Below are 15,796 nucleotides of genomic sequence, written 5' to 3'. Positions count from 1 at the left end.
AGCGCGATTAAAAACGTGCCAAACAGCAACATCAACGAGAGTGTCTGGAAGACGCTCATCGACTGTGAAACCTTCCTGAAGATTATTCCATGTTCCCATGGGCCTCACCTCGCAAGGGAAAAGACAGCCACCGCCCTTAAAACTTTCTGCTTAATCTATTATACAGAAACTTTGACGAGGAAACCAAATTTCATTTAATTCAACAATTCCCTGATTTTCTTCACCTGAAATGTCTTTTGTAGTATAACTGCCATTTTAGCCTGTGTTAATTGGACATAGGAAGCTAATGTTGATATAGAGTATGTGAAATTATTGCGCTCAATGGTTTGTTGTGTTTCTCTTGAACCAAGAATTGCACCTTCCGAACACTACATATAGATTTTTGACATATATTATACCACTGTATATGGTATTTAAGCCGTTGCTCCTACATATTTTCAAGAACGAACAATAGTTCCTCTAGCCTTTGAGAAACTACACTTAAAATAGTCGCAAGTCCATTATAGCCATGCTATAATGTAGACAGAAAAAGGAAGCCCCGCTGGAACAGGACTTCCCATGTAGAGCCGTTAAAGACGGTGGCATAACTTAATACGATTAAATAACCCCTAGCTCTGCCAAGCTAAGGCGGTTATTTTTTTGCTGACTTTTGATCAGCTCAACAATCAATGCAATTAAGGCTACGATAAAGGTACCGAAAGCCAGCATTAATTGTAAAGCGTCCGCAACGGACACTTAGGCTACTCCTTTCGTTAGGATCTATGGGCTTTAAAGGTTTAACACCATAAGCACCACCTCCGATCGGAAATAGCCACCACCTTAACTTCTCTACAAATTTTAATTATACATAGAAAATCCGTCAATCAAATAACCCAAATCCGAACTTGATCAAAGTTTAAAGCGTTAGCCAGTTTTTAAAGGTCATGCTATAATATAAACAGAAAAAGGAAGTCCCGCCGAAAACAGGACTTCCCGTGCAAGTCGCTTCAAAGGCGGTGGCATTAGTTAACTAAACGATAATGTTGTCCCGTAACTCGCCAAAGTTATGATCGGGGCGGCTTTTTTATTTGTGGTGCTTGTCGATATAGCTGAGGAGCGCGATTAAAAACGTGCCAAACAGCAACATCAACGAGAGTGTCTGGAAGACGCTCATTGACTGTGAAACCTTCCTGAAGATTATTCCATGTTCCCATGGGCCTCACCTCACAAGGGAAAAGACAGCCACCGCCCTTAAAACTTCTTGCTCAATCCATTATACAGGGAAATCAAAAATCAACCAAGAGCAATAAAACTTCAAGTGATGAAAAGCAAGCCTATCGTCTTTAGCTGGATATGTTTAAGACGAAAAAATAGGTAAATAATATAACTATAATGCTTCAAAATGTTACTATTCAGGTAATTTTGAAGCATTTTTAGTTACTGTCCTCAGAGTTTATGGAGTTGTAAGTTTGCCCCCATTTGTCCATTTCTAGAATAATTGGCGTTAGTGTCTCACCAAACCTAGTCATTCTATATTCTGTTTTAGGAGGAATCACTGGATATATCTTTTTTTCGATAATCTTGTCCGTCTCTAACTCATTAAGTTGTAGCGATAACATCCTGCGAGAGCAATTCGGCATTTTTTTTGCAATTCACTAAATCTACATACTTTATTTTTTATAAGATGATACAAAATTACACTTTTCCATTTACCTGAAATTATTTGTAAAGTGCTTTCAACAGGACAACCATTACTACAGTTAAAAATATGTCTTTGCAAGCCCAACACTCCTTCTTAAAAAAACTAAATGTTTTAATCATATATTGATTTATTCTTTGTGGCTATTAGGGAAATAATTGTTACATAGATAATTTAAATTCTCTTCTTGTATGTCTTATATAACAAGTTACTAATTGTAAGTATAGAACAATAGAAAAGAGGACTCACTATGAAAGCTATCGGATTTACTCAACATTTAAACATTAACGATTCTAGAAGCTTATTTGAATTTGAAGAAAGTATCCCAGTACCTAAAGGGCACGATTTGCTCGTCAAAGTTAATGCTGTATCCGTTAATCCAGTTGATGTTGGCGTACGACGTGGCGGGCACGGCAAACTAAAGACCCCAAAAGTTATTGGATGGGACGCATGTGGAATTGTAAAAAAAGTGGGTAATCAAGTATCTCTATTTAACCCTGGAGATCGGGTATATTATGCCGGGTCCTTTAAACGTCCAGGAAGTAATAGTGAATATCAGTTAGTAGATGAACGAATTGTTGGACATGCACCTAAATCCTTAAGCGACGATGAAGCAGCCGCAATGCCTCTGACTTCATTGACAGCTTATGAAGCGCTATTTGAACAACTGTCAGTGTCCTCTAATAGTCAAAGTAATAAAGATAAAACCATTTTGATCATTAATGGTGCTGGTGGAGTAGGATCAGTTGCAACACAATTAGCTGCAAATGCAGGACTAACCGTAATTGCCACTGCTTCACGTCCCGAAAGTATCAATTGGGTCAAAAGTCATGGTGCTAAATACACTGTAAACCACAGGAATAATTTAGTCGACGAAGTCAGAGAACTTGGTTATAAATTTGTAGATTATATTTTAGAGTTAAAAGATATTGACAATCATTGGAAAGAAATGTGTGAGTTAATTAAGCCTGAGGGAGCTATTGCTTCGGTTACCGAAAATAGGCGACCTATCAATCTACGTTTATTAACTCAAAAGAAAGCAATCTTTGCTTGGGAATGGATGTATACCAAGTCTTACTATCATACAAATGATATGCAAACCCAACATGATATTTTAGAAAAAATTGCATATTTTCTTGATAATGGCCAATTAAAGTGTACTCTAACACATTCCCTTTCTCCTTTAAATGCAACTAATCTTCGGAAAGCACATAATTTAGTGGAAAGTGGGCATATGGTTGGTAAAGTCGTTGTTTCTAGATGGGAGGAATAAAATATGATCGAAAATGACAGATATTATCGTCGCTATGTTAAAGATGTCAAATCGGGTTATATTTTCTTACAAATAGGTAAAGTAACCCTAAATAATGGGCGAGATTTACGAAGCAAAGAAGGTCATAAAATCAGCTACTAGAGGGAAAACTGTGGTAAAAGACAAATAAGATGGTGAAATGATGACTATAAAGTCAAGTCAGATAAACAGGTGATTGAGCATACAAATTGCTTTTGACACTTTACTTACTTATAATAAGTACAATAACAAATGACTAGTAAAAGGCGGGTAAAACAATGGATAAATTTAAAAATATTATTATTGGATTTGGTAAGGCGGGTAAGACATTAGCTAAGTACTTGGCGCAGCATGATGAGACCGTGCTTCTGATCGAACGGTCTAAACAAATGTACGGAGGAACTTGCATCAATGTTGGCTGCCTACCATCTAAAAATTTGATTTTTAATGGCCAACGTGGCGTGGACTTCACTACAGCAGTTAATAAGCGTGGTGAGATGACTAGACAGTTGCGAAACAAAAACTATCACATGGTGGCTGATGAGCCACTAGCAACGGTTTGGGATGGGTCAGCCCGTTTTATCGACAATTATGTTTTGGCAGTCGTAATGAGTGATGGAACGACTAAGAAGGTGAGAGGTGAACGTATCTTTATTAATACTGGAGCAGTTCCAAATTGGCCATCAATCCCAGGGTTAGAATTTAGTCAGCGGATTTTTACGTCTAAAGAAGCTATGGAATTGGAGAAACAACCGAAACGACTAGCAATTATTGGTGGCGGTTATATTGGCCTTGAATTTGCTGGAATGTTTAATTCCTTTGGTACGCATGTAACGATTTTCGACCAACATACCAGATTGTTAGAGCGCGAAGATCCTGATATTGCGACCGAGGTCGTAGCAGATCTGACTGACGCAGGGATCGAGATTAAACTGGCGACTCAACTAACGCAAGTAAAAGATAATGGTGAGAAGGTTACGTTATATTATCAACAAGGTGATCAAACTAACACTGCGGAATTTGATGCGGTATTAGTTGCAGTCGGTCGGCGGCCTAATGTAAGTAGTTTAGGACTAGAAAATACTGATATTGCTTTAACCAATCGCGGTGCTATTCAGGTCGATGATCATTTAAGAACTACAGTACAAAACATTTGGGCTTTAGGTGACGTTAATGGTGGCCCTATGTTCACTTATGTCTCATTGGATGATTTTCGTATTATCATAGATCAATTGTTTGGTAAGGGGAATCGCTCAACGGCTGATCGATCGGTAATACCAACTGCTTCATTCCTAAATCCACCGCTGGCCAACGTTGGCTTAAATGAACGTCAAGCTAAGAGTGCAGGTTATGATTTTCAAACCTTCAAGCTATCAGTCAAGGCAATTCCAAAGGCCCGTGTCTTGGAGGATCAACGCGGGCTTTATAAGGTAATCGTTGATCAAAAAACACACCTTATTTTAGGGGCAACATTGTATGCCGCTGAGGCTCATGAAACCATCAATCTAATTGCATTGGCAATGAAGGCCAAATTACCTTACGAAAGATTACGCGACATGATCTATACTCATCCAACAATGTCTGAAGCCTTGAATGATCTTTTTAAGACCCCGGTTGTGAAAAACTAACGCCCTAGAAACACAAAGCCGACTAGTTAATCGAGGAAACAATCAAGGAATCACCGTTAAAATTATTACGCAATGTGATTAACAATGCCCTTAATCTAAAGGACCGGGTTTACCAGATCTTTGAGCATTGTGATCTACCTTTACACAATAACCACGATGAGCAACAGATCCACTCTACCACGCTGGTGCGAAGAATAAGTCTGTTCACAAAACCAACGGCAGGCGCAAAGGCTAATACGATCAGGTTTGGGATTGTACAAATGGTAAAATTAAATAAACTGGACGTCTTTAAGTATTTTTAACCATTACTAACGGTTTACACGCAACGTAACACGCCAGATATTGAGGCCACGTGTCGTGTTTAATAGAGAAACCAAAAGCGGGCGACTAACGCAGAAAACTGCGTCGGTCGCCCGCTATTTTTGTTTGAACCCAGGGATCTGAGATACCATCAATGGTTAAGATTTAACCCGGTTCGTTGTGGAGTGCTTACGATCATTCAATCATGATCAAATAGTAAATCTATTTATAACTACTAAACCCAAGCTTAGCAATAACGTCACTAGTCCAATTAACATCATACCTATTGATGATTCATTACCTGTTTGAGGTAATTTACCTGTTTTTTCGTAGGTTTTACCTTGAGTGTAAGCTTTTGGTGTTACCTTATTCCCATTATTAGGAACTTGAGGTTTCTTGGGCGTTGTCGGGTTATTAGGAACCTGGGGCTTCTTAGGCGTTGTCGGATTATGGGTATTAGTAATATTGTAACCATCGACAGTACTGGTGTACCCCGCAACGGCATCTTCCGTAACTGTGTAGGTAATCTTCTGACCATTAGCGTAAGCAGCTAGGTTGTCAAAACTGTATTGCCAGTTATCACTAGCACTAACCGTCTTGCTTGCGACTTGTCGACCGTTAGCCAACAAGTTCACGGTGATTGAACTTGGACGGACTCCATCTTGATTGTTGTTATCCTTCCAAGTCTTGGTTCCAGATACCCTAACGGTGGCAGGAGTGTGGTTGTTGGTTACGTTGTAACCATCAACAGTACTGGTGTACCCCGCAACGGCATCTTCCGTAACTGTGTAGGTAATCTTCTGACCATTAGCGTAAGCGGCTAAGTTGTCGAAACTGTACTGCCAGTTATCGCTAGCACTAACCGTCTTGCTTGCGACTTGCCGACCGTTAGCCAACAAGTTCACGGTGATTGAGCTTGGACGGATTCCATCTTGATTGTTGTTATCCTTCCAAGTCTTGGTTCCAGAAATGTTTATTGTTTGATTATAAATATTCTTTATTACTATATCATTACCGTTTACAGTAGTGATACCTCTGTATCCATTAGGAATGCTTACCTCTTTAACGGTATAAGCTATCCTAGATCCTTTAGCATTTTTTACTAGGCCAGACCAGGTATATTGCCAATTATTCGCAGAATTTAAGGTTACCGCTTTCCCTGTTAGTAACCCATTCGCATACAGCTGTACTTTAATGCTATCAGGACGTAACCTTGCACAATTATTGTTATCGTCCCATTCTTTAATTACACTGACCTTTGTTTGATTTTTACCATCAACACCACCATTAGCATTCACATTTGATACGGAATAATCAAACTCTTTGCCTTCGACGGCTAGCCGATTATTCTCTGTGTACCAGGCCTGACTGTGATTCTCAAAAGTGGGTTGATTGTAGTCATCAACTGAAGTCCGATAAAGAATACTAAACTTATTTAATTGGGCCTGATCTTGAGGAATTACGACAGTGATATCTCCAGTTGATACATTAATCGTAATTGACGAGCCAGGGTAAGCTGATTCAAAATTCTCAATTGCATTACTACCATAGAAGTGATTTGGCCTGTATCCATCAATAGTAATATCAAAGCTACCTTTATCGAGTGTTTGACCTGGTTGAATCTGATCTTTTATATAGATCCTATCAGACACATATCCTTTTTCGTTGTTAATATTTAAAAACCACCGTACATGATCAGTATCACTAGGTAGCATGTCGCCGGTTTTATAGTAAAAAGGACTTTGACTTCCTGTTTTTCCCTTTTTTACAGATACATAGGTCTGTTGACCACCACTGTAAATCGAGAATGAGCCTGTATTTTCATCACTGGTATTAGCTAGATTTCGCCCTTCTAAGTCGAATTCTCCCCAGCCAGTTACATTTTCCATATCATTAATATTAGAGTTAAATGTGAAAACAGCTTTATTCGTGGCTACGGATAAAGTACCTACATTCACTCCCCTAATATTAAGATCGATGTTCTTTTGATACCCTTGTCCGTATACTGTCCCTGAATTATTCCAGTTCACGGTTATTGTATCCCCAGATACTATCTTCTGAGCATGCTCATCAAAGTTTACTCTAACAGTTGTTTTTCCACCATCATTAATCGATTCTGGAGAAGCCGTTAATGATGTAATATTACTACTAACATCATGTCCAACTGAATTAGAACTATTATTTACCGAATTTGGCCGCTCACTAAGCATAGAACTGGACGTTGATCTGTCCATACTCGTATTATTCTGCTCAGCTGGTGCTCTCGGTTGTGCTTCTGTATTAGTAACTTGCTTCTGAGACGTCTGATCGTCTGAAGAACTAGTATTATCTGTAGTATTACTATTAACGGTACTTATCTGCGGTTCTTCCTGTTGATTAATAACAGTCCCGGAACCCGTACCGTTCTGAGTAATATTTGTCTTGCTATCAGCATATACGGTCATACCATTATTAGATGATATCCATATTGACCCTAATAACGAAAATAAGACTAGTCCCATCATAAATAAAAGTCGACGATGCCTAGATTTATTACTCATACTGTTGCCTCCTTCTTTGTTTTCTATGCGCAATACTAAAGATTATCACGTGACCTTATATTACCCTATTTTTATAGGGAATTTCACACTAACTTCACCAACCGTCAATAGTGATATCACTAGTGTTAGCGTAGTTATCAAATATATGTTCCCGATGACATAACAAAGGCGCTGTATCGACAGTGAAAAAGCCGGCACAGCGCCTTTTGTTATATTCAAACTCTGGTCTCCCCTAAAGTTTCCCAATTTCATATTTATACATATTTTACAGGTCACGTTTACGGGAGACGTTGGCTTTAAGATGAAATAAGCGCTTAGCTTTGGGTGACGTGGCTAAAATGAGTCCACCATTGGTATTTTCAGCTTCACTAAGGACCACTATGGGACTTTTAAGGGATTTAGCCCCCGGGCAACGACCTCGCAACTAGCATAAAAGGACTTGTTATCAATTAAGAAGACCACGCCATGCGGTTCATCATCAGTAAACAATTTCATCATTTCCGTTAGCTTTTACCTGGATTGTAGCACATAAAGCAAACGTATGTTCTCTTAAGTTGCTAGGAAGCTGATTAAAAATAGTCGAAAATCAGTTATAGTCATGCTATAATGTAGACATAAAAAGGAAGCCCCGCTGGAACAGGACTTCCCATGCAAGCCGCTTCAAAGGCGGTGGCGAAGTTAATAAGACAGCATTAAGCTACCCTGTAACTGGCCAAAGTTACGCAGGGCGGCTTTTTTATTTGTTCCTTTTGTCGATGTACGTTAGCAACGCTAAAATAAACATTGCAAATAGCAACATCAACGAGAGTGTCTGGAAGACGCTCATTGACTGTGAAACCTTCCTGAAGATTATTCCATGTTCCCATGGGCCTCACCTCGCAAGGGAAAAGACAGCCACCGCCCTTAAAACTTCTTGCGAAGTTTATTATACAAAGAAACTCGCAACAACATCAAGCAGATCGAAGTACTAGATTTTGTTTAACGTAGTAACAAAACAAAGGAGAGGCTACCAATGTGTGTACCTAATTTATTGCAGTTTGTACCTAATGATTATATTGCAACTAATTATTTAAAAACTAATTTTTATTTAAAAGATGTTCTATGCTATAGAAAATTGGTCTCCTTCCATTCATGCTGATGTTCCATTAGTAAAAGTCTTAGTGTCATGCTTTTCTTATTGATTAGCATGGCTTTTCTTTTGCCTATTCTCAAAAAGCCACTTCCCAATGAGGTAACGGGCCTTTTGATATAACACTGTTAGTAACTTCAGCCCTGTTACTAACAGTGTTATATCACGTGAACCATATAATTTCCTATCCAAATAGTCCAGCTTTCTTCCAGCCACATTGTTTCAAATAATCTCGAATCGACTTTTTAATGATTGAAGTATCTAACCTAGATTCAACAATTCCAACTTTACCGCTCTTCTTGTCCTGTCCAATGCCAAAAGAAATACTTTTCTGATAAGTCTTTCCCTTAGAAAAGGAGATGTCTTTACTGAAAGATAGTTTACCGTTATGCATCCTAATACTTGATGTCTTACTAGAAGTGCTATCAACTTCCTTCCATTTCCCGTTATCTTTCAAAGTAACTGTAAAAGTAAACTCTTTGTCCTCATCGGAGATTCCACCCTTAGTGAAAAACCGGGCATCCATCCATTTCCATGTACCAATAATCGAATCTCCTTCAACAGTAACTTCCCAAGGATTGTTATCAGAATTTAGAACCTTTGGTGCATCGCTTAAAACTTTTTCTTTCTCAATCATAAGAAATCATCTCCTTCTTTTGATAATCATTACTAAACATAACTAATCTTATAATACCAAGACCAGTCATATCGCCAGTGGTAAACCTGATCATACTATAACCGTAGTATACAATATCAATGATTCTAGATATAGCAAGAAGCAAAAATTGATCGATTGTCCGGCCAATTTTATTAACTAGGGGCGATGGCTAAAAACATTTGGCACACCACTGACCCAACTTCAGCTGGTTTCCAAGCCGCTGGGAACTGGTATGGGGTCATGACTGCCTTTTACAGTGTGGCCGCCTTGCTCTGGGGACTCTTTTACGCTAAGACGAAGGCAAACCAACGTAAGTTCTGGTATGGGTTCGGTCTCTTTGCTGATGCGATCAGTATTATTATCGTAGCCTTAACTGGTAACAAGTGGGTGGCTTTACTGGCCTTCGCTCTTTACGGGATTGGTAACTTCACGATTAACACCCTACCGTTTACGATCCTAACTTCTTCTTTACACGGGGAAAATGAAGGGGCGTACCTGGGGTTGTTCAACATTGCGGTCTGCATGCCACAAATCATTGGCTCGCTAATCAGTTTCGTCCTGTTCCCAATGGTGATCGGGGCCTTTTCGGTGGCGATCATTCACGAAGGGGAATAATTTTTCGACAAAAAAACCGGTGCGTTCAGCTAGGGCTGAGCGGACCGGTTTTAGCGTTTAATACAGTTCCAAAATCTTCTTCACCGTGCCGGCCACATCGTCCGCGCCTAAGACCATCGAGATCATCGACAACCCGGCGCAGCCACTGGTCAAGGTGGCGCCGGCGTTGTCTAGGCTGATGCCGCCGATCGCGACGACTGGGTGCACGGATTGTTCAACGAAGTCGGCGAGACCGTCCACGCCCAGGGCGCTGCCGGCGTCGTCCTTGGAAATGGTCGGGAAGACCGGGCCGGTGCCGATGTAATCGACGGCCAGCTGGTTCGCGTGGGCGACTTGGGCCGCCGTGTTGCAAGAGTAGCCGACCATCAGCTGGTCACCGACCGCGGCTAAGACCTCTTCAATCCACTGGTCCTTTTGGCCGACGTGGATGCCGTCGGCCTGGATGGCGGCCGCCAGCTCCAGGTCGTCGTCGACAAAGAGCGGCACGCCGTACTTTGTCGCCAGCTCCTGGACTTGCTGACCCAGTGCCAGGGTTTCGGCCTTTGAAAGGGTGCTGGTCCCTTTTTCGCGGTACTGAAAGGCGGTGATCCCGGCTTGCATCGCTGCTTCGACCTTAGTCAAAAATTCGGCCGGGTCGTGGTGGGTGTCTTGGCTGCCGCCGATCAGGTAGCAGCGCAGCATTTCATCTTTAAATAACATGGCTTTTCTCCCTAGCTATTGGCTAGTTTTCAAATGTTAGACAGAAAACGTGGCAAATAACCGCAGCCCTAGTGCCTAAGTACGACCGCAGAACGGTGCGTAAGCGCACCAACCTCCGGTCTAGCTTAGTCATACGGCCTGCTGGTTAGGTTATTTGCCACTCTCTATAATGCCCAATGATTCAGCGGGCCGTGGCCGTGGCCAACCTGGATCGTGTCGCGAATCGTCGCTTCCACGTAACCTTTGGCGGTTCGGATCGCCTGTTCCAACCCGACGCCCTTCGCCAGTTCGGCCGTGATGCAGGCCGAAATCGTGTCGCCGGTCCCGTGAGTTCGAACGGTGTCGATCCGTGGCGAGGTCATCCAAAAGCTGGTGCCGTCCTCCATTAAGACGAAGTCGCTGGCCGCTTGGTCGCCGCCGAGGTGGCCACCCTTGACCAGGACGTTTTTGGGACCCAGCTTTTGCAGGGCCTGGCCGATCTTAACCATATCAGCGGGGCGCTCCGCCTTTAACCCGGTTAGGGCCTCGGCTTCTGGCAGGTTGGGGGTGACCAAGGTCGCCAGCGGCAAGAGTTCCTCTTTGACGGTGGTAATCGCCTCGTCGGCCAATAGCTTGGTGCCGCCCTTAGCGATCATCACCGGGTCGACGGTCAGGGGACCAAAGTCGTACTGCTTTAAGTTGCGCACGACCGCCTGAACGGTGGGCACGTCGGCCAGCATGCCAGTTTTAGCCGCCCGGATCTTGAAGTCGTCAGCCAAAGAGGCGAACTGGGCGTCGATCATTTCAGTCGGCAAAGCGAGGGCGTCCTGGACACCGAGGGTATTTTGGGCGGTCACCGCCACCACCACCGTCGTCGCGAAGACGTGGCGCATCTGAATCGTCTTTAGGTCGGCCTGCATGCCGGCGCCGCCCCCGGAATCGGAGCCGGCGATCGTCAGGGCCTGGGGAAATTCGTTAGTCATCTTAAGCTTCCTTTCCGAATGCTTCTTGCCAAGTAACGAGTTGCTCATCGGTGACGGCGTCGAGGTTGTTCAATAGCCCCGGGTACCAGTAGCCCGGCCGCTGGTCTTCGACGGCTTGGCCGCAGAGGGTGAAGGTGGTCACGGCGTCAACAGCCGCGTCAAAGGCGTCGTCGTTAGTGACCAAGAAGGCGCCGATCAAGCTCGAAAGCATGTCGCCGGTCCCGACGTGGGTCTTAAAGGCCGGGGAACCGTACGGCAAGCGGGCCAGGCGGGTGCCGTCAGTGACGATGTCGACTTCGCCGGACAAGACGATCACCGAGCCGAGCTTTTCGGCCGCCAGCCGGGCCACCTTCTCGAGGTCGGCGTTACCCTCGCCGGCGTCAATCCCGTGGCTTTGCCAGTCGACCCCGGCCAAGGTGGCGATTTCACCGGCGTTACCGCGGATGGCGGTGAAGTGGTACTGGTGGAGCAGTTCGGTGACCACCCGGAGCCGGTACATGGTGGCGCCGCAAGCGACCGGGTCCAAGACGGTCGGCTTGTGGTACTTCTTGGCCGCTTCCATTACCGCCTCCATTTCGCCGCGCTGGTGGGGGTTGAGCGTCCCCAGGTTGATGGCGGCGGCTTGGGCGATGTTGACCATGTCGTCAGCTTCCTCCGGCGTTTGCGACATCATCGGCGAGGCGCCCAGGGCGTTGAGGCCGTTGGCGACGTCGGCGGGGGTAACGTTGTTGGCGACGGTCAAGACGATCGGGTTGGTTTCCTTGATGGTTGCGATTGCGTTTTGCATGTTTTTCTCCTTAATTTAAGTGAGTGGTCACCAACCAATTTAACAGGCCGTATGACTAAGCTAGGGCAAATGGTTAGCGCCTTGGCGGTGTTCTTTGCCCGTACTTAGACACTAGGCCTGCGGTTGGTGAGCACGTTATCTGCACGTTAGCGACAAAAGAAAAGGCCACCGGGGGAATCCCGGTGGCCCATTTCGCCGACCGTTGCTTCCCTCCGCGAGTCCAAACTCCCAGGTTCAAAGGGTCCGCCAATTAGCGTCTCAGTCGGTGGTCCGACACCCCTAGCAACTATTACCCCTCCATTATAGCAGGGATCAGTCAGAAAATATAGCGCCTTTTTAACATTAAACTAAGTTGTAAATATTTATGGTCAAAGCTAGCGCCGCACCCTTATAATTAACCTGAAATTGAAAGTGGAGTTGATAAAATGCACAAGCAATTGATGAACAAACTGGGGTGGGACCGGTGACCGGGGCCCGGCGAGTGAGCCGCGGGCTGGCCTGGATCCTGGTTGCCTGCCTGGTGGGGGGCCTGGTGTCCAACTTAACCTTCTCGCAAAACTGGGTCACCTCCTTGGCCTTGGTGCCGCTAACCCTGCTGGGCTGGTGGGGCCTGCCCAAGCTAGCCTCCGTAATTGACCGGTTGACCAACCGCCAGGTCGCCCTGCTCGTCGGGTTCGGCATGGCGGTAATGGTGCTCTTGCAAATGGCGGTCTTAAAGTGGCTACCGGTGACGGTTTACCACGACCCGCTCCGGGTCCTCGACCAGGCGACCCGGATGGCGGTCGGCCATACCAGCTGGAAGATCACCTACTTCTGGCGCTACCCGCAAAACGTGCCGATCGCCTACCTCCTGTCGCGCTGGCTCAAGCTGACGATGGAAATGGGGATGGGCGTCAACCGCGGCGTCCACCTCTTGTCGATACTGCTACTGGACGGGATGGTCTTGCTCGGCATCGACACCGCCTGGCGGGTCAGCAAGAAAAAGCACCTGGTCTTGGGGATCTTAGCCTTTGGGGTCCTGACCCCCTTTGCTTACACCTACTACCTGCAGGTCTTTTACACCGACCTGCCGGTGATGTTCGTCCTCTTGTACTTGTTGCGGCCGCTGGTCTTATGGCGGCGCCGCAATTGGTGGCAAAAAGGCCTTAGTGGGGTCCTCTTGGTGCTCCTGGCCATGCTGGGCCAGTTAACCAAGGCCAACATGATCGTGATTATCCCGGCGATGCTGTTGACCGCCCTGATTTTATGGGGGCGCCACCGCTTTAAACAAAGCCAACTCTTGGTGCCGATGCTGTTAATTACGCTCGGCGTCGCCCTGTCCTTTCCGCTCTCCAGCACCCTGGACAAGGCGGCCCACTTCACCCGCCAGACCGACTACGAGTTCCCGCTGACCCAGTGGGTGGCGATGGGGCTTAACGAGAAGAGCAACGGGGTCTACAACACCAAGGACGCCGTGGCCAACGTCAAGCTCAAGACCAAGCGCAACAAGCAAATTGCAACGGCGATGAGTAAGTTAGTTCTTGGCTACAAGGCGGACTTTGCAACGGTAGCGATGGCGAATGGCAACGAATGGAAGATCGATTTAAGGTCTGAAACCAGTGAGGACGAGATTGAAAAATTCCGGGAAGAATTGAGTGATGCTCAAAATGATATCTTAACGGAAATCACTAGCCTGTTCTCGCAGATCATGCTGAATGAAATCGTGCCAAATGGGATGTCGATTTCTGAATCGATGATGGATCGTTATTGGACGCACGAACGTCAATTAGCGGAAGTTAAGGAATACTTAGCGACCCAACCAGCTAGCGCGGAAAGAGTTTGACCAGGTGTATAACAAATACATTGGGCAAGCGCCAAAGGAAAAGGGCTTTGACCTTGAAAAGGGACTCAAGAAGATTTTATCCAAAAAGGAAAATTGGAAAGAAATCGATGAGTTACTCAAGGCAGGTGATTTCTTACCAAAGCAAAGGAGATCATAAAATGAACAACGAATTAGCAGTTTTAGCCAGTGAATTACCGGTTTTGCAGACTAAAGGAGCCTATAAATATTTGAAAGAAATCACTGGTAACGGAGCCTATTACCAAGTGGCTTGGCAAAAATTAGCTGATGGCTACATCGCCCTTTATGGCACGACCCCGATTCAAATCAACGTAGCCCCTATATTGAATGATATTTTTGAAGATGAGGAGGGGTAGACAATGCCGAGTAAAGCAGACGTTAAAGCCTGGAAAGCACAATTAGTCGCCCAAGCCGAACAACAAATCTTAAAATTAACCGATAGTGACCGATTTAAACAGTATCTCAATACCTTGTCTAAATTTCATCATTATAGCGCCAGAAACATTGATTTAATTTATGCGCAAAATCCTCAAGCTACTCAAGTCGCCGGTTTTAAGCAATGGCAGACAACTTTTAACCGCACCGTCAACCGAGGAGAGAAAGCAATTCGGATTGCGGCCCCGATTATTAAGAAGTTAACACCAGCCGAGAAAAAGCGTCTTGATACCACCGATGAACGCGCCATTGTCGGTTACCGTTATCTACCCGTCTTTGACGTGTCACAAACTAGCGGTGAGCCAGTGTTAAGTGCCAAGGATTTTGTCAAAGAAAATTTAGCCGATCATCAGAATGTAACGAGCTTGTATAACGCGTTCAAAGATTATTTAAACCAGCAAACCGACCTTAAAGTCAGTGAAGTGCCTTTAGCGACGCTAAATGGGGCTAAGGGGTATTTTCAACCCAGCACTAATGAAATCGTCATTGGTGGCGATGAGCCCGACAATGCTTTGAAACTAAAGACGTTATACCACGAATATGCGCATAGCCAGCTACACGGCTTAAAATCAGCCTTTAAAGATCGCCCGCGAGCCTATCGAGAAACGCAAGCCGAAGCGGTCGCATATGTCGCTATGCAAAATATTGGGGTTGATACGGGCAATTACTCCCTCGGTTATGTAGCTACCTGGGCCAAAGATAAAGCCGTGATCCATAGTGCTTTAAGTGAAATCCAGCAAGTGAGCAACAAAGTGATTGAGCTTAGTGATGGTTTAACTAAACAATTAGGTTTACAAGAAGCCCAAAAAGAACCTGAGCATGATCTAAAAAAGCTGTCAGCTCAGGAACTTAATAAGTCTTATCAAGGCTTGCAACAACAAGTTCAGCAAGCAAGGAACCCACAACAAAAATCAGAACTAAAAAATAAACTAAATGATATACACCATGAAATCAGTAAGCGAACACAAAAACAGCTGCAAGCATTTGCTGAACAGAATCCGGAAATCAAACAACCCGAATCCAAACTTGATCAAAGTTTAAAACGTTAGCCAGTTTTTAAAGGGCATGCTATAATGTAAATAGAAAAAAGAAGCCCCGCCAGAACAGGGCTTCCCGCGCAAGCCGCTTCAAAGGCGGTGGCATTAACGTTAGACTAGATACTAGTCGTCCTGCAACCTACCAAAGTTGAGCAGGGCGGCTTTTTTATTTGTGGTGCTTGTCGATATAGCTGAGT

At 44.6% G+C, this 15,796-nt stretch carries 16 protein-coding genes, 4 pseudogenes and 1 riboswitch; of the genes and pseudogenes, 9 read left to right on the top strand and 11 right to left on the bottom strand.

Features of this window, described 5'->3' with window-relative positions; all coding sequences use genetic code 11:
* Positions 1 to 597 precede the first annotated feature (597 nt).
* The 3 genes and pseudogenes from HMPREF0494_RS08965 to HMPREF0494_RS11290 form a co-directional block, all read right to left on the bottom strand.
* Positions 598 to 735, bottom strand: coding sequence for a putative holin-like toxin (locus tag HMPREF0494_RS08965; RefSeq protein ID WP_007124641.1), 138 nt, complete (start codon positions 733 to 735; stop codon positions 598 to 600).
* 328 nt (positions 736 to 1,063) lie between these two features.
* Positions 1,064 to 1,126, bottom strand: a complete 63-nt coding sequence (locus tag HMPREF0494_RS11785; RefSeq protein WP_222843308.1) for a putative holin-like toxin — start codon at positions 1,124 to 1,126, stop codon at positions 1,064 to 1,066.
* Positions 1,127 to 1,412: 286 nt separating this feature from the next.
* Positions 1,413 to 1,759, bottom strand: a pseudogene (locus HMPREF0494_RS11290) (winged helix-turn-helix transcriptional regulator).
* A 169-nt stretch (positions 1,760 to 1,928) separates the two neighbouring features.
* Here HMPREF0494_RS11290 and HMPREF0494_RS08960 point away from each other — a divergent pair.
* The 4 genes from HMPREF0494_RS08960 (at position 1,929) to HMPREF0494_RS11825 (ending at position 4,899) form a co-directional block, all read left to right on the top strand.
* A complete protein-coding gene (locus HMPREF0494_RS08960) occupies positions 1,929 to 2,951 on the top strand; it encodes a zinc-binding alcohol dehydrogenase family protein (protein ID WP_007124638.1) in 1,023 nt (340 codons plus the stop codon).
* A 3-nt stretch (positions 2,952 to 2,954) separates the two neighbouring features.
* Positions 2,955 to 3,092 (top strand): hypothetical protein, encoded by a 138-nt coding sequence (locus tag HMPREF0494_RS11285; RefSeq protein WP_007124637.1) that lies wholly within the window; start codon positions 2,955 to 2,957, stop codon positions 3,090 to 3,092.
* 155 nt (positions 3,093 to 3,247) lie between these two features.
* A complete protein-coding gene (locus HMPREF0494_RS08955) occupies positions 3,248 to 4,597 on the top strand; it encodes an FAD-dependent oxidoreductase (protein WP_007124636.1) in 1,350 nt (449 codons plus the stop codon).
* Positions 4,598 to 4,626: 29 nt separating this feature from the next.
* A complete protein-coding gene (locus HMPREF0494_RS11825; protein ID WP_404803179.1) occupies positions 4,627 to 4,899 on the top strand; it encodes an IS66 family transposase in 273 nt (90 codons plus the stop codon).
* A 207-nt stretch (positions 4,900 to 5,106) separates the two neighbouring features.
* On the opposite strand, the gene HMPREF0494_RS08950 is transcribed toward HMPREF0494_RS11825, so the two are convergent.
* The 5 genes and pseudogenes from HMPREF0494_RS08950 to HMPREF0494_RS08945 all read right to left on the bottom strand — a co-directional run bounded on the left by HMPREF0494_RS08950 (position 5,107) and on the right by HMPREF0494_RS08945 (position 9,203).
* Positions 5,107 to 7,107, bottom strand: coding sequence for a Cna B-type domain-containing protein (locus HMPREF0494_RS08950; RefSeq protein WP_404803178.1), 2,001 nt, complete (start codon positions 7,105 to 7,107; stop codon positions 5,107 to 5,109).
* 38 nt (positions 7,108 to 7,145) lie between these two features.
* Positions 7,146 to 7,437: pseudogene (locus tag HMPREF0494_RS11820) on the bottom strand (Cna B-type domain-containing protein); the annotation flags it as partial.
* A gap of 268 nt (positions 7,438 to 7,705) precedes the next feature.
* A pseudogene (locus HMPREF0494_RS11085) lies at positions 7,706 to 7,932 on the bottom strand (excinuclease ABC subunit A); the annotation flags it as partial.
* A 241-nt stretch (positions 7,933 to 8,173) separates the two neighbouring features.
* The gene (locus HMPREF0494_RS11780) at positions 8,174 to 8,236 is read right to left on the bottom strand and encodes a putative holin-like toxin (RefSeq protein WP_230083882.1); all 63 of its coding nucleotides are present in this window, start codon (positions 8,234 to 8,236) and stop codon (positions 8,174 to 8,176) included.
* A gap of 514 nt (positions 8,237 to 8,750) precedes the next feature.
* Entirely contained in the window at positions 8,751 to 9,203 is a 453-nt protein-coding gene (locus HMPREF0494_RS08945; protein WP_007124631.1) for a hypothetical protein, read from the bottom strand.
* A 180-nt stretch (positions 9,204 to 9,383) separates the two neighbouring features.
* Here HMPREF0494_RS08945 and HMPREF0494_RS08940 point away from each other — a divergent pair.
* A pseudogene (locus HMPREF0494_RS08940) lies at positions 9,384 to 9,839 on the top strand (MFS transporter); the annotation flags it as partial.
* Positions 9,840 to 9,896: 57 nt separating this feature from the next.
* Here HMPREF0494_RS08940 and thiE read toward each other — a convergent pair.
* The 3 genes from thiE to thiM form a co-directional block, all read right to left on the bottom strand.
* On the bottom strand, positions 9,897 to 10,538 hold the full coding sequence (thiE, locus tag HMPREF0494_RS08935) for a thiamine phosphate synthase (RefSeq protein WP_007124629.1): 642 nt from the start codon (positions 10,536 to 10,538) through the stop codon (positions 9,897 to 9,899).
* A gap of 164 nt (positions 10,539 to 10,702) precedes the next feature.
* A complete protein-coding gene (gene thiD, locus HMPREF0494_RS08930) occupies positions 10,703 to 11,500 on the bottom strand; it encodes a bifunctional hydroxymethylpyrimidine kinase/phosphomethylpyrimidine kinase (RefSeq protein WP_007124628.1) in 798 nt (265 codons plus the stop codon).
* A 1-nt stretch (position 11,501) separates the two neighbouring features.
* On the bottom strand, positions 11,502 to 12,287 hold the full coding sequence (gene thiM, locus HMPREF0494_RS08925) for a hydroxyethylthiazole kinase (RefSeq protein WP_007124627.1): 786 nt from the start codon (positions 12,285 to 12,287) through the stop codon (positions 11,502 to 11,504).
* A 190-nt stretch (positions 12,288 to 12,477) separates the two neighbouring features.
* Positions 12,478 to 12,578: riboswitch (TPP riboswitch) on the bottom strand.
* 190 nt (positions 12,579 to 12,768) lie between these two features.
* Between thiM and HMPREF0494_RS08920 the strand changes: the two genes are divergently transcribed.
* The 4 genes from HMPREF0494_RS08920 to HMPREF0494_RS08910 are packed head-to-tail and all read left to right on the top strand — an operon-like array spanning position 12,769 to position 15,611.
* Positions 12,769 to 14,109: a CRISPR-associated endonuclease Cas9 REC1/REC2 domain-containing protein gene (locus tag HMPREF0494_RS08920; RefSeq protein WP_007124626.1), complete on the top strand. Its 1,341-nt coding sequence runs from the start codon at positions 12,769 to 12,771 to the stop codon at positions 14,107 to 14,109.
* 4 nt (positions 14,110 to 14,113) lie between these two features.
* Positions 14,114 to 14,266 carry a hypothetical protein gene (locus HMPREF0494_RS11670; protein WP_007124625.1) on the top strand — a complete coding sequence of 51 codons (153 nt, stop codon included), beginning with the start codon at positions 14,114 to 14,116 and terminating at the stop codon, positions 14,264 to 14,266.
* 1 nt (position 14,267) lies between these two features.
* The gene (locus HMPREF0494_RS08915) at positions 14,268 to 14,483 is read left to right on the top strand and encodes a hypothetical protein (RefSeq protein ID WP_007124624.1); all 216 of its coding nucleotides are present in this window, start codon (positions 14,268 to 14,270) and stop codon (positions 14,481 to 14,483) included.
* 3 nt (positions 14,484 to 14,486) lie between these two features.
* Entirely contained in the window at positions 14,487 to 15,611 is a 1,125-nt protein-coding gene (locus HMPREF0494_RS08910) for an ArdC-like ssDNA-binding domain-containing protein (protein ID WP_007124623.1), read from the top strand.
* Positions 15,612 to 15,796 lie beyond the last annotated feature (185 nt).

Origin of the sequence: Limosilactobacillus antri DSM 16041, assembly GCF_000160835.1 — a bacterium.
Lineage (GTDB): Bacteria > Bacillota > Bacilli > Lactobacillales > Lactobacillaceae > Limosilactobacillus > Limosilactobacillus antri.
The sequence above is the reverse complement of the archived record's forward strand: the minus strand, read 5'-3'. Positions and strand labels throughout refer to the sequence as shown.